Source organism: Streptomyces callyspongiae, from assembly GCF_047200695.1.
Taxonomy (GTDB): Bacteria; Actinomycetota; Actinomycetes; order Streptomycetales; family Streptomycetaceae; genus Streptomyces.
The window spans coordinates 80321-93430 of record NZ_JBJZOM010000011.1; the positions used below are offsets into that span (position 1 = coordinate 80321).

12 protein-coding genes are annotated in these 13110 nt (G+C 72.7%); 3 read left to right on the top strand and 9 right to left on the bottom strand.

Going from position 1 to position 13110, the window contains the following annotated elements:
* Positions 1–4: 4 nt before the first annotated feature.
* The 9 genes from ACL06G_RS12915 to ACL06G_RS12955 form a co-directional block, all read right to left on the bottom strand.
* Positions 5–2026 carry an NADH-quinone oxidoreductase subunit 5 family protein gene (locus tag ACL06G_RS12915; protein WP_412835904.1) on the bottom strand — a complete coding sequence of 674 codons (2022 nt, stop codon included), beginning with the start codon at positions 2024–2026 and terminating at the stop codon, positions 5–7.
* Positions 2023–2430 carry an NADH-quinone oxidoreductase subunit NuoK gene (nuoK, locus tag ACL06G_RS12920; protein ID WP_412786518.1) on the bottom strand — a complete coding sequence of 136 codons (408 nt, stop codon included), beginning with the start codon at positions 2428–2430 and terminating at the stop codon, positions 2023–2025. Before nuoK ends, ACL06G_RS12915 begins: the two co-directional genes overlap by 4 nt.
* Positions 2430–3017, bottom strand: a complete 588-nt coding sequence (locus ACL06G_RS12925; RefSeq protein ID WP_412835905.1) for an NADH-quinone oxidoreductase subunit J family protein — start codon at positions 3015–3017, stop codon at positions 2430–2432. Before ACL06G_RS12925 ends, nuoK begins: the two co-directional genes overlap by 1 nt.
* Positions 3014–3574, bottom strand: coding sequence for a NuoI/complex I 23 kDa subunit family protein (locus ACL06G_RS12930; RefSeq protein ID WP_412786520.1), 561 nt, complete (start codon positions 3572–3574; stop codon positions 3014–3016). Before ACL06G_RS12930 ends, ACL06G_RS12925 begins: the two co-directional genes overlap by 4 nt.
* Positions 3575–3577: 3 nt before the next feature.
* A complete protein-coding gene (locus tag ACL06G_RS12935; protein WP_412786521.1) occupies positions 3578–4531 on the bottom strand; it encodes a complex I subunit 1/NuoH family protein in 954 nt (317 codons plus the stop codon).
* Positions 4532–5500, bottom strand: coding sequence for an NADH-quinone oxidoreductase subunit C (locus ACL06G_RS12940; RefSeq protein ID WP_412786616.1), 969 nt, complete (start codon positions 5498–5500; stop codon positions 4532–4534).
* Positions 5501–5568: 68 nt separating this feature from the next.
* Positions 5569–6213, bottom strand: a complete 645-nt coding sequence (locus ACL06G_RS12945; protein ID WP_412786522.1) for an NADH-quinone oxidoreductase subunit B — start codon at positions 6211–6213, stop codon at positions 5569–5571.
* Positions 6204–6581, bottom strand: a complete 378-nt coding sequence (locus ACL06G_RS12950; RefSeq protein WP_412786523.1) for an NADH-quinone oxidoreductase subunit A — start codon at positions 6579–6581, stop codon at positions 6204–6206. The genes ACL06G_RS12945 and ACL06G_RS12950 overlap by 10 nt, the downstream gene beginning before the upstream one ends.
* Positions 6582–6665: 84 nt before the next feature.
* Complete coding sequence (locus ACL06G_RS12955; protein ID WP_412835906.1) at positions 6666–8216, bottom strand: hypothetical protein; 1551 nt, start codon at positions 8214–8216, stop codon at positions 6666–6668.
* A gap of 263 nt (positions 8217–8479) precedes the next feature.
* Here ACL06G_RS12955 and ACL06G_RS12960 point away from each other — a divergent pair, with 263 nt between their 5' ends.
* The 3 genes from ACL06G_RS12960 to ACL06G_RS12970 all read left to right on the top strand — a co-directional run bounded on the left by ACL06G_RS12960 (position 8480) and on the right by ACL06G_RS12970 (position 12990).
* On the top strand, positions 8480–9586 hold the full coding sequence (locus ACL06G_RS12960; protein ID WP_412786525.1) for a class I SAM-dependent methyltransferase: 1107 nt from the start codon (positions 8480–8482) through the stop codon (positions 9584–9586).
* A 358-nt stretch (positions 9587–9944) separates the two neighbouring features.
* Positions 9945–11882 (top strand): 2-oxoacid:acceptor oxidoreductase subunit alpha, encoded by a 1938-nt coding sequence (locus tag ACL06G_RS12965; RefSeq protein ID WP_412786526.1) that lies wholly within the window; start codon positions 9945–9947, stop codon positions 11880–11882.
* Entirely contained in the window at positions 11875–12990 is a 1116-nt protein-coding gene (locus tag ACL06G_RS12970) for a 2-oxoacid:ferredoxin oxidoreductase subunit beta (protein ID WP_412786527.1), read from the top strand. Before ACL06G_RS12965 ends, ACL06G_RS12970 begins: the two co-directional genes overlap by 8 nt.
* Positions 12991–13110 lie beyond the last annotated feature (120 nt).

Sequence of the window (13110 nt, forward strand, 5' to 3'; positions counted from 1 at the left end):
GGTCTCAGGAGCCTCCGGTTCCGGTGGCGGCGGCGACGGCGGCCACGGCGAGCACGAGGGATCCGGCGAGCAGGGCGCTGAGGTAGGTCTGCACGTTGCCGGTCTGGGCGCGGCGGACGGCGCCGCCGAGGAGGCGCGCGCCGCGTCCGGCGCCGCGCACGTAGGTGTCGAGGACGGCCTGGTCGAGGAAGGGGACGAGGCGGGCGGCGGCGTGTAGTGGGCGTACGAGGAGTGCGCGGTACGCGGTGTCGAGGTGGAAGCCGTGTGCGGCGGGCCCGTGGAGCGGTCCGAGCAGGGTTCGTGCGGGGTCGGCGGGGTCGGAGGCGGCGGCGATGTCGCCGTAGGCCGGTTCGTGGGTCGCGATGGCTTCGGCTTCGGAGAGGGCCGCGTCGCCCTCGGGGTGGGCGGCGACAGCTCCGAGCGGGACACGGCGGGCGGGGGCCCGGGTGTGGCGCCATGCGGCGTAGGCGGCGATGCCGCCGGCGAGGCTGAGCCCGGTGGCGAGGACGGAGGTGGTGAGGGTCGGGGCGAGGGAGCGGCCGCCGAACCAGCCGGGCAGCACGGTGTAGGCGAGGCCGAGGGCGAGGGAGGGCGCGGCGAGCACCCACAGCACCGCGTTCATGACGACGGACCGTCGTGCGGGTTCGGGAGCGGTCTCGGGCCCGTCGCCGCGGAGGGCGAGGAGGTGGAGGCGTGCCGCGTAGGCGGCGGTGAGGAGGGCGGTGAGGAGTCCGGCGGTGAGGACGGTCCAGCCGACGGCGGGGGGCACGCCGGCGCTGTCGCCGAGTGCGGCGTGTTCGGCGGCACCGAGTACGGCCTCCTTGGAGAAGAAGCCGGAGAACGGGGGGACGGCGGCGAGCGCGAGGAGGGCGATCGCCATGGTCCATGCGGCGTCGGGTGCGCGTCGGGCGAGTCCGCGGAGGCGGGACATGGCGGCGAGGGAGTTGGTTCCGGCGGCGTGGATGAGGACGCCTGCGCCGAGGAAGAGGAGTGCTTTGAACGCGCCGTGGGTGAGGAGGTGGAAGACGGCGGCGCCGCGGTCGAGGACGGCGAGCGCTCCGGCCATGTAGGCGAGTTGGCCGACGGTGGACCAGGCGAGGACGCGTTTGATGTCGTCCTGGGCGAGGGCGGCGAGGGCGGAGCCGACCATGGTCACGGCGGCAAGGGCGGCGAGCACGGCGAGGGCGGCGGCGGAGGCGGCGAAGACGGGCAGCAGGCGTCCCACGACGTACACGCCGGCGGCGACCATGGTGGCGGCGTGGATCAGGGCGGAGACCGGGGTGGGGCCGGCCATGGCGTCGGGCAGCCAGGTGTGGAGCGGGAACTGTGCGGACTTCCCGGCGACTCCGGCGAGCAGCAGCAGTGCGACCAGGGTGGGCTGGTGGAGTTCGTAGCCGGAGAGGGAGGAGCTGATGCGTACCGCGAGGGTGCTGATGCGGAAGGTGTCGAGGTCGGTGGCGAGGACGAAGATGCCGATGAGGAACGGGACGTCGCCGATTTTGGTGACGAGGAAGGCTTTCAGGGAGGCGTCGCGGGCGGCCCTGGTCTCCCAGTAGTGGCCGACGAGGAAGTACGAGCAGATGCCCATGACTTCCCAGCCGACGAGGAGGACGATCAGGTCGTCGCTGTAGACGACGAGGAGCATCGCGGCGGTGAAGAGGGAGACCAGCGCGGCGTACGAGGGGTAGCGGGGGTCGTCGTGCAGGTAGCCGGTGGAGTAGAGCTGCACGCAGGAGGCGACGACGCAGACGAGCACGGCGACGAGTGCGGCGTAGCCGTCGACGGAGAGCGCCAGGTTCACGGGCAGGTCGGGGACGCCGGTGGGGGTGAGTTCGGTGCCGGCCCGGATGGCGGCGCCGCCGCCCTGGCGTGCGGCGAGGAGGGCGGCGAGCGCGGTGGCGGCGAGAGTGGGCAGGACGGCGAGCGGCCTGGTGAAGCCGGGTGCGCGTCTGCCGAGGAGGAGTCCTGCGGCGGCGCCGAGGAACGGCAGCAGGGGGACGAGGACGGCGAGGGTCGTGGTGCTCACGCGGTCTGCCTCCCGGTTCGGGTACCGGCTGCTGCGTCGTGTGCGGTGGGCTCCGCGTCGTGCGCCGGCGTTCCGTCCGGGGTGCCGGCGGGGTCGCGGTCCTCGTGGAGGGCGCGGAGGCGGTCGATGTCCGCGCTGCCGGTGTTGCGGTGGACGAGGAGGACGATGGCCAGGCCGATGCCGATCTCGGCGGCGGCGAGCGCGATGGTGAAGAGGGTGAGGGCCTGGCCCGCGTGGAGTGTGTCGCGGAGCCAGACGTCGAAGGCGACGAGGTTGAGGTTGACGGCGTTGAGCATGAGCTCGACGGACATCAGCACCAGGACGGCGTTGCGGCGGGCGAGGACGCCGTACAGGCCGGTGGCGAAGAGCAGTGCGGCGAGGACGGCCGGGTGGGCGAGGTGCATCAGCGCGTTCCCTCCTGGCCGCGGTCCGCGGTGCCGGGCCGGTCGTTGCGTCGCGAGAGCACGATCGCGCCGACGAGGGCGGCGAGCAGCAGGACGGAGAGCGCTTCGAACGGCAGCACCCAGTGCTGGAACAGGATGGCTCCGGTGGTGCGGGTGGACCCCTGTACGCCGGTGTCGAGGTCGATCCAGGTGGTGCGGAAGGCGTCGACGACGAGGGTGACGAGGGTGCCCGCCGCGGCGACGGAGACCAGCAGCGCGGCGGGCCGGTTGCGGGAGTCGGCGTCCGGGGAGGGTCCGATGGGGGCGCGGGTGAGCATCAGTCCGAAGAGGACGAGGACGACCACGGAGCCGACGTAGATGAGTACCTGCACCCAGGCGATGAACTCGGCGGTGAGCAGTAGGTATTCGACGGCGATGCCGCCGAGGGCGACGACCAGCCAGAGCGCGGCGTGCACGAGCTGGCGGGTGGTGACGGTCACGACGGCGGCGGCGAGGGTGACGAGACCGACGAGCAGGAAGACGATCTCGGCGCCGGTGGGTGAGAGGAATGCGGGGTGGTCGGCGGCGAGTGCAGCCGCGGGGCTCACGCGGTGCCTCCCTCGCCGGCCGCTCGCTGCGCGGCGGCGCGGTCGGCGGCCTTGCGGGCGGCGGCGAGTTCCTTGGGTTCCTCGGCGGCGGGGTCGGAGGGGGGCGGTTCGGGCACGGTCCACATCCACTCGCGCAGTTTGTCGCGCTCGTGGGTGAGTTCGTGGATGTCGGTCTCGGCGTACTCGAACTCCGGGGACCAGAAGAGCGCGTCGAAGGGGCACACGTCGATGCAGATGCCGCAGTACATGCAGAGTGCGAAGTCGATCGCGAACCGGTCGAGCACGTTGTGGCTGCGGTCGCGCCCGCCCGGGGTCTCGGAGGGCACGGTCTCCTTGTGCGAGTCGATGTAGATGCACCAGTCGGGGCACTCGCGGGCGCACAGCATGCAGACGGTGCAGTTCTCCTCGAAGAGCCCGATGACGCCCCGGGTGCGCGGCGCGAGTTCCGGCTGCGTGTCCGGGTAGTGCGCGGTGACCGTTTTCCTGGTCATGGTGCGGAGGGTGACGGCCAGGCCTTTGGCGAGGCCGGAGCCGGGGAGGCCGGGTGGAGGGGTCATGGGTCACATCACCACCTTGACGACGCCGGTGAGGGCGATCTGGAGGAGGGCGAGCGGGACGAGCACGGTCCAGGAGAACCGCTGGAGCTGGTCCTCGCGCAGCCGCGGGTAGCTTACGCGGAGCCAGATGACGACGAAGGCGAGGACGGCGGTCTTGAGCAGTGTCCAGACCCAGCCGAGGTCGGCGGGGGACGGTCCGTGCCAGCCGCCGAGGAAGAGGACCGTGGTGAGGCCGCAGAGTACGACGATGCCGGCGTACTCGGCGAGCAGGAACAGGGCGAAGCGAAGTCCGGTGTACTCGGTGTAGGCGCCGAAGATGATTTCGGAGTCGGCGACGGGGGCGTCGAACGGCGGGCGTTGCAGTTCGGCGAGGCCGGCGGTGAAGAACACGAAGGCGCCGAGGAGCTGCCAGGGCACCCACCACCAGGCGAACGCGTCGAGGATGCCGGGCAGTGAGAGGGTTCCCGCGGCCATCGCGACGGAGGCGGCGGCGAGCAGCATCGGCAGTTCGTACGCGAGCAGCTGGGCGGCGGTGCGCAGGGCACCGAGCAGCGAGTACTTGTTGGCGGAGGCCCAGCCGCCCATGACGGAACCGAGGACGCCGACGCCCATCACGGCGAGCACGAAGAAGATCCCGGCGTCGATGACCTGGCCGACGCCGTGCGGGGCGTACGGCACGGCGACGAGTACGAGCAGGTAGGGCAGCAGGGCGACGGCGGGCGCCAGTTGGAAGACCCGGCGGTCTGCGCCGGCGGGGACGATGTCCTCCTTTTGCGCGAACTTCACGCCGTCGGCGACGAGTTGCGCCCAGCCGTGGAAGCCGCCCGCGTGCATCGGCCCGACGCGGCCCTGCATGTGGGCCATGACTTTGTGCTCGGTCTGGCCGACGAGGAGCGGGAGGATCAGGAACACGGCGAGCACGCCGAGCAGCCGCATCGCGATGTCGAGGACGTCCATCTACCGGTCGCTCTCCGTCCCGCGGTCGTCGGGTGTCGGGTCCGGGTCGCGAGCGGGCCGTGCGTGGTGCCACGGCGCGTCGGACGACCGGCCTGTGCGCCTCTCCTCCGTCGCGTCCGTCGCGTCCGTCGCCCCGGTCGCGTCCGGGGAGTCCGGGGAGTCCGGGTTCCCTTCGCGGGTGCCGGATGTCGTGCCCCGCTGACTCGCCGACCCGCCGGTCGCGCTGCGGTTGCGTCGCGGCGGGCGCGTTCCCTGCGCGGACGGCTCCGGCGCGGCAGTGGCCGCGTCGGAGCGCCGGCTCGCGGACCCTTCGGAGGCGGAGCGGGTCCGGCGGGCGGGCCGGTCACCGCCGGCCGCGGTACCGTTGCGGCGCGAGCGCGACGGCGCGGGCGGCAACTGGCCCTTGAGCGGGCCCCATTCGTTGGGGTCGGGGACGCCCGGAGGCAGCATCTGCCGTCGCTTCGGTCCGCCGTGGCCGGACTCCCCGGGCTCCTTCGCGCCGGGCCAGGCCTTGGCGACCCGGGCGGCGAGGACGAAGTCCTTGCGCAGCGGATGTCCCTCGAACCCGTCGGGCAGCAGCAGCGGCGCCGGGTTGGGGTGGCCGGTGAAGTCGACGCCGAACATCTCGTGCGTCTCGCGTTCGTGCCAGGCGGCGCCCGCGTAGACACCGGTGGCGGTGGGCAGCGCCGGGGCGTCGTGCGGCACGGTCGTCCGCACCAGCAGCCGCCGCACCTGCCGGTGCCGTGCTCCGGGCAGCGCGGCGAGGTGTGCGCAGACGCGGAAGCCGTCGCGGGGCTCGTCCACGGCGCTCAACCAGTCGAAGTAGGTGCAGCCCAGCTCGTCCCGCGCGGTTTCGAGGGCGGTGGTCCAGGTGTCCGCCGGGACGTCGACGGTGAGCAGCCCGTACGCCTCCTCGGCGGTCGCGCCGCTGCCGAAGAGTGCGTCGGCGCCCCGCGGCAGCCATCCCACCGGCGGCTGCCCGGAGGCGTCGTCGGCGGGTGTGCGGTGCGCGCCGGGTGCCGGCTCGTCGGGCTCGTTCACCGGCCCTCCTCCTCGCCGTCAGCGGCGTCGGTGCGGCGGTCTGGCGGCGCCACCAGTCCGCTGGTCAGCGCACCGGGGGTGGGGCGGCCGGCTCCGGGCCTCCCGGCGTACCGCTCGGCCACCGACTCTTCCGCGATCTTGTCCTGCAGGGCGAGGACGCCCTGGAGCAGCGCCTCGGGTCGGGGCGGGCATCCGGGGACGTACACGTCGACGGGCACGATCTGGTCGACGCCCTTGGTGACGGAGTACGAGTCCCAGTACGGGCCGCCGCAGTTGGAGCAGGCGCCGAAGGAGATGACGTACTTCGGCTCGGGCATCTGCTCGTGGAGGCGTTTGACGGCCGGGGCCATCTTGTCGGTCACCGTGCCGGAGACGACCATGAGGTCGGCCTGCCGCGGCCCGGGAGCGAAGGGGATGACGCCGAGCCGGATGAAGTCGTGACGGGCCATGGAGGCGGCGATGAACTCGATGGCGCAGCAGGCGAGTCCGAAGTTGAAGACCCAGAGGCTGTAGCGGCGGCCCCAGTTGAGCACGATCTTCATCGGTTCGGGTGCGAGGCGTGCCAGTGCGCCGAGGGCGCGGCCCGGTGGGCGTTCCGCCGCCAGGGGCAGGGTGGTGCGGTTCTCCGGTGTCACGTCCATTGCAGGACGCCCTTCTTCCACGCGTACAACAGTCCGACGGTCAGGAAACCGAGGAAGACGAACATCTCCACCAGCGTGGCTCCTCCGTAGCCGGGCTCGGCGAAGACCGTCGCCCAGGGGAAGAGGAACAGCGAGTCGACCGCGAAGATCACGTACAGGAAGGCGTAGACGTAGTAGCGCACCTGGGTGTGGGCCCAGCCCTCGCCGACCGGGTCGACACCGCATTCGTAGGTGAGCAGCTTTTCCGTCGTGGGCACCACCGGCCGCAGCAGCCGACCGGCGCCGAACGCCACGCCGACGAAGAGCACGCCGACGACCGCGACGAGTCCGACGACCGCATAGCCGTGGAAGTAGTCAGGCACGTCCACTGCCCGTCCTCACCTGAGTGTGTCGCGCGGGCTCCCTGTCCGCTGCGTGCTTCCCTCTCCACGGCGGAGTCTAGGCCCTGCCGGTCAGCGCGACGCCGCGCGGTCCATCACCGCGCCGCCGAGCAGGGCGGCGGCCTCCTGCGTCTCGAGGGAGAGCAGGTCGTGGCGGACGGCTCCGCCGCCCGCCAGATGGCGGTCGTAGGGGAGGGCGACCACGTGGGCGCCGCCCTGCCCGAGGAGTTCCGCGGAACGGCGTACGTCGAGGGTGCTGTCGGGCGAGGTGTGCGCGAGCGCCACCACGGTGGTCGGCAGCATGCCGCGGTGCAGGTTGCCGAGCCACTCCAGCACGGTGCGGGTCGCGGCCACGCCCTCGACGGTTGCGGGCGACACGAGCACCCGTGCCTGGGTGGTGGTGAGCGCGGTGCGCGCCACCTCGGCGGGCAGTGTCTGGCAGTCCACGACGGTGGCGGCGAAGTGGTGCCGGACGGCCGTCATGACGACGCGGTAGGTGTCGAGGTCGAGTTGGGCGCCGACGGTGCCCTGGCTGCCGGGCAGCAGCCAGCCGCCGCCGGGGAACGGAAGCAGGTAGCCGATGAGGTCAGTGATCTGCATGGACGGGTCGAGGATGCGGGCGAGGTCGGCGCAGGACCAGCGCACCTCGGTGGCGCTGAGCCGCCGCGGCAGCGTCCCCAGTGCAGGGTCGGCCTCGACGGCGAGCACGGGGTCGGTGCGGTGGTGGGCGAGGCCGAGGGCGAGCAGCGCGGCCACGGTCGACTTGCCCGATCCGCCGCGGATGCTGGTCACCGCGATCTGGCGGCCCGCGGCGAGCGGCTGCTGCATGGAGCGCACGGCGGCCATGACCGCGGCGGAGTCCGCGGACGAGGCGAGCAGGCGTTTGAGGTAGCGCCCGGTGCGCCGGGCGAAGGTGTCGCCGTGCCGCACCTTCCGCTCCGTGCCGGCGAGTTCGGGACCGACGACCGGGACCGACACCCGCGGCGGGACAGCGCGGTAGGGGATGCCGGGTGGCGCCGTCCGGGTGTGCTGACCGTGCTCGGTGGGGTGGGTTGCGGGCGGCGGCGCGGCGGGCGGCAGGGGCGCGGAGCGCGGCGGTTGCGGGCCGGGGGCAGCAGCAGGGGTGTGGACGGGCCGGGGAGGTGCGGCCGGCGGCGGTCCGGGCTGCGGCCCCTGGTGCGGAGGCGCCTCCGGCATGGGCTGTGCCTCCGGCCCGGGCTGTGGGGCGGGCGTTTCCCCGGCGGGCTCCGTGCCCCCTTCGGGGGCGGACGTGCTCCGCGGTGTCCCCGCGGCGGCGGGGTCGGGCTCCGGCTCCGCGGGTGCGGAGCACGACGTGCCGGCGGCGGACCCGGCGCCGGCGCCCGGGGTACGCGCCGCGACGATGCCGGGTTCGAAGTCGCTCAGCCTGCGGGTGGCGGTGTCGTCCGCGATCCCGTCCGCGGGGGTGTCGTCCCGGCCGCCGTCCGGAGAGCCGTTCCGGGGTGCGCTCCGGTCGTCGCGGGGCGGCCCGTCGGCGCCGCGCGACGCGGAGCGGGAGCGCACCAGGGATGGCGGGTCGGGGAGTCTGCGCAGCCCACCGTCCTGCGTGGCCCCGTCCGTCTGCGCGTCGTCGTGTGCCGACATGGTCCCGCCAGCCCCCTTCACCAGACCTTGCCTCTGCGCCGTCCCCGCGGCGGCGACGGTCCGCCGGCGGCGAGGCCGCCGCGGCGCACCGGATGCCCGGTCACCCGTCCGCCCGCGGCGCGGCAACACGATACGACCCCGGGGCGCCGATCCACCCGTGGAGCCCCGGGTCCTCCTCATTCGCCCGCGGTTCGCCACAGCGGGCGGCCGCGGCACCGGGGCGTACCGTGAGAAGCGGGACCGTGGCGCTGCGGGAGGTCCGTATGCAACAGACGCGTGAGGCGGGTGGCTCCGTCCCGGCAGGCTCCGAGCAGCTCGCGGACCGGCTCTTCGCCGGCCTGCTCGGATCGCTGGAGACCTTCACCGTGTACGTCGGGGTGCGGCGCGGCCTGTACCGGGTCCTCGCCGAACACGGCCCGCTGAGTCCCGGTGAGCTGGCTGCCGAGGCACGCATTCACCCGCGCTACGCCCGCGAGTGGCTGGAGCAGCAGGCCGTCGCCGGCATTCTGCACGCGGAGCAGGACTTCGACGTGGCGGATCCGTACGACCGCCGGTTCTCGCTGCCCGGGGCGCACGCGCGCGTACTGGTGGCGGTCGAGGATCCGCTGTATCTCGGGGCGGCGCCGCTGCTGGCCGTGGGCATCGCGGAGGCGCTGCCGGAGCTGCTGGCCGCGCTGCCGACCGGTGGCGGCGTGCCGTACGTCTCCTACGGCAGCGACGCGCGGGAGGGCATCGCGGGGATGAACCGGCCGATGTTCACCCACGACCTGGTCGACAGCTGGCTCGGCGCGATGCCGGACGTGATGGAGCGGCTGCGCAGGCCGGGTGCGCGCATTCTCGATCTGGGCTGCGGCCACGGCTGGTCGTCGCTGGCGATGGCCCGGGCCCTGCCCGAGGTGGCCGTGACGGGCCTCGACCTGGACGCCTCGTCGGTGGAGCAGGCGCAGGCGCTCGCAGGGGCGGCCGGCATGACGGACCGCGTGACCTTCGTCCACGCCGACGCCGCGGCCGCGGCGGCGGAGCCCGCCGACCTGGTGACACTGTTCGAATGCCTGCACGACATGGCCGATCCGGTGGGCACGCTGTCGGCGGTGCGGCGCGGCGTGCGCCCCGGGGGCGCCGTCCTGGTGGGCGACGAGCGGGTGGCCGAGGCCTTCGGCGCGCCGGGCGACGAGGTGGAGCGCCTCAACTACGCCTTCAGCGTCCTGCACTGCCTGCCCGCCACCCGCGCCGAGGGGGCGCGGGTCGAGGCGGGCACCGTGCTGCGCCCGGACGTGGTCGCCGGGTATGCGGCGTCGGCGGGCTTCGCGTCCTGCGAGGTGCTGCCGGTCGAGCACGACCTGTGGCGCTTCTACCGGCTCGCGCCGTGAGCGGCCGGGCCGTCGTCGGGGGCCGCCCCTGCTGCGGGGCGGCGCAGGGCACCCGTACGGGGGCCGGTAGCCCTGCGAGGGGGACGGACCCGCGTGTCGCGGCAGGCCGGAGCGGCGCCGGCGAGCCGGGCCGGTGCGCCCGGGGCCTGTGACGGCACCCGTGACAGAGATCACTTTCTGAGGCAGCACTGGTTCACGAACTTGAATTCCCAGGCCACAAAGGGAGGACACACGTCATCATCGTGTGCGAACACCCGCTTGTCTCATTTTCTCGTCCGCCATGTGATCCACCCGGGGAAGGCGACCCTTACCCACGTACGATGGCCTGCGACCGCAGCCTCGAGGGAGGTCCGAATCCGTGACCAGTCAGGTCAACACTCCAGCCGGCGCACCGACCGGCGCCGGCCAGTCGTCGCCGACGACGAAGGAGGTCCGACGCCTGGATCGGGTGATCATCCGTTTCGCGGGCGACTCCGGCGACGGCATGCAGCTCACGGGTGACCGGTTCACGTCGGAGACCGCGTCGTTCGGCAACGACCTCTCCACGCTGCCCAACTTCCCCGCCGAGATCCGGGCGCCCGCAGGAACCCTCCCCGGCGTCTCCAGCTTCCAGCTGCACTTCGCGGACCACGACATCCTCACGCCGGGGGACGCACCGAACGTCCTGGTGGCGATGAACCCGGCGGCGCTGAAGGCCAACATCGACGACGTGCCGCGCGGCGCCGAGGTGATCGTCAACACGGACGAGTTCACCAAGCGCGCCATGGCGAAGGTCGGCTACCAGGCCTCGCCGCTGGACGACGGCTCTCTCGACGGCTACAACGTGCATCCGGTCCCGCTCACCACCCTGACGGTCGAGGCGCTCAAGAGCTACGACCTCTCCCGCAAGGACGCCGGGCGGTCGAAGAACATGTTCGCCCTGGGCCTGCTCTCCTGGATGTACAACCGTCCGACGGAGTCGACGGAGTCGTTCCTGCGGAAGAAGTTCGCCCGCCGGCCGGACCTCGCCGAGGCGAACGTCTCCGCCTTCCGGGCCGGCTGGAACTTCGGGGAGACCACGGAGGACTTCGCCGTCTCCTACGAGGTGGCCCCCGCCTCCTCGGCCTTCCCCCCGGGCACGTACCGGAACATCTCCGGCAACCTGGCACTGTCCTACGGGCTGGTTGCCGCGTCTCAGCAGGCGGACCTGCCGCTGTTCCTCGGCTCGTACCCGATCACGCCGGCCTCGGACCTGCTGCACGAACTGTCCAAGCACAAGAACTTCGGTGTCCGGACCTTCCAGGCCGAGGACGAGATCGCCGCCATCGGCGCGGCCCTGGGGGCCGCCTTCGGCGGCTCGCTCGGCGTGACGACCACCTCCGGGCCGGGCGTCGCACTCAAGTCGGAGACGGTCGGCCTCGCCGTTTCCCTGGAACTGCCGCTGCTCATCGTCGACGTGCAGCGCGGCGGCCCGTCGACCGGCCTGCCGACCAAGACCGAGCAGGCCGACCTGCTGCAGGCCATGTACGGACGGAACGGCGAGGCACCCGTGCCGGTGGTCGCCCCGGCCACCCCGGCGGACTGCTTCACCGCCGCGCTGGACGCCGCGCGCATCGCGTTGACCTACCGCACCCCGGTGTTCCTGCTCTCGGACGGCTACCTGGCGAACGGCTCCGAGCCGTGGCGCATCCCGCAGCCCGACGAACTGCCCGACCTGCGCACCCGGTTCGCCACCGGACCCAACCACGAGCTGGCGGACGGCACCGAGGTGTTCTGGCCCTACAAGCGGGACCCGGAGACGCTGGCACGCCCCTGGGCCGTGCCCGGCACGCCCGGACTGGAACACCGGGTCGGCGGCATCGAGAAGGCCGACGGCTCCGGCAACATCTCCTACGACCCGGCCAACCACGACCACATGGTCCGCACCCGGCAGGCGAAGGTCGACGGCGTCGAAGTCCCCGACCTGGAGGTCGACGACCCCACCACCGACCCCGCCGACGGGCCGGCACGCGTCCTGGTCCTCGGCTGGGGCTCCACCTACGGGCCGATCACCGCGGCGGTGCGCCGGGTGCGGCGGGACGAGGGCCGCGTCGCACAGGCCCACCTGCGGTACCTCAACCCGTTCCCGAAGAACCTCGGCGAGGTGCTCCGGCGCTACGACAAGGTGATCGTCCCCGAGATGAACCTCGGACAGCTGGCGACCCTGCTCCGCGCCAAGTACCTGGTGGACGCGGAGTCCTGCACGCAGGTCCGCGGCCTGCCCTTCAAGGCCGAACAACTGGCGGACGTTCTCAAGGAGGCCATCGGAAATGGCTGAGCAGCAGCTCGTCGACGGCCCGGTGTCCGGGGAGGGAAGCCAGGGCAACCCCCTGCTCTCCCTGGTCCCGAAGGCCGAGGGCAAGCAGACCATGAAGGACTTCAAGTCCGACCAGGAGGTCCGCTGGTGCCCTGGCTGCGGCGACTACGCCGTTCTGGCCGCCGTGCAGGGGTTCATGCCCGAACTGGGCCTGGCCCGGGAGAACATCGTGTTCGTCTCCGGCATCGGCTGCTCCTCGCGCTTCCCGTACTACATGGACACCTACGGGATGCACTCCATCCACGGGCGTGCCCCGGCGATCGCGACCGGACTCGCCGCGGCACGCCAGGACCTGTCGGTGTGGGTGGTCACCGGTGACGGCGACGCGCTCTCCATCGGCGGGAACCACCTGATCCACGCCCTGCGCCGCAACGTCAACCTCAAGATCCTGCTGTTCAACAACCGGATCTACGGTCTGACGAAGGGCCAGTACAGCCCGACCTCCGAAGCGGGGAAGATCACCAAGTCCACACCGATGGGCTCCCTGGAGTCCCCGTTCAACCCGGTGTCGCTCGCACTCGGGGCGGAGGCATCCTTCGTCGCACGCACCGTCGACTCGGACCGCAAGCACCTGACCGAGGTGCTGCGCCGGGCCGCCGACCACCCGGGCACGGCACTGGTCGAGATCTACCAGAACTGCAACATCTTCAACGACGGCGCCTTCGAGGCGCTCAAGGACAAGCAGCTGGCCCAGGAGGCGGTGATCCGCCTGGAGCACGGTGCTGCCATCCGCTTCGGCACCCCGGCGGAGGACGGCCTGGGCACGAAGGGCGTCGTACGGGACCCGGCGACCGGGGACCTGCGCGTCGTCGACGTGACCGCGGAGGGCACCGACGGTCTGCTGGTGCACGACGCCCACGCGGCGTCGCCCACGACCGCGTTCGCGCTGTCCCGCCTGGCCGACCCCGACACCCTGCACCACACGCCGATCGGGGTGCTGCGGGACGTCCGCCGCCCGGTCTACGAGCAGGAGATGGCGGACCAGCTCGAAGCAGCGGTGGAGCAGAACGGCAAGGGCGATCTGGGCGCGCTGCTGGCCGGGAAGGACACCTGGACCGTCGTCGGCTGACGCCCCCTCTCCGACCGGTCACCGCGCCACCACCCCTCGTGTCATGAGCGTCACCCGCTTACGGGAATGACACGGGGGGTGGTGCGACGTTACCTTCGGGACTGCGTTGTTCCACCGGAG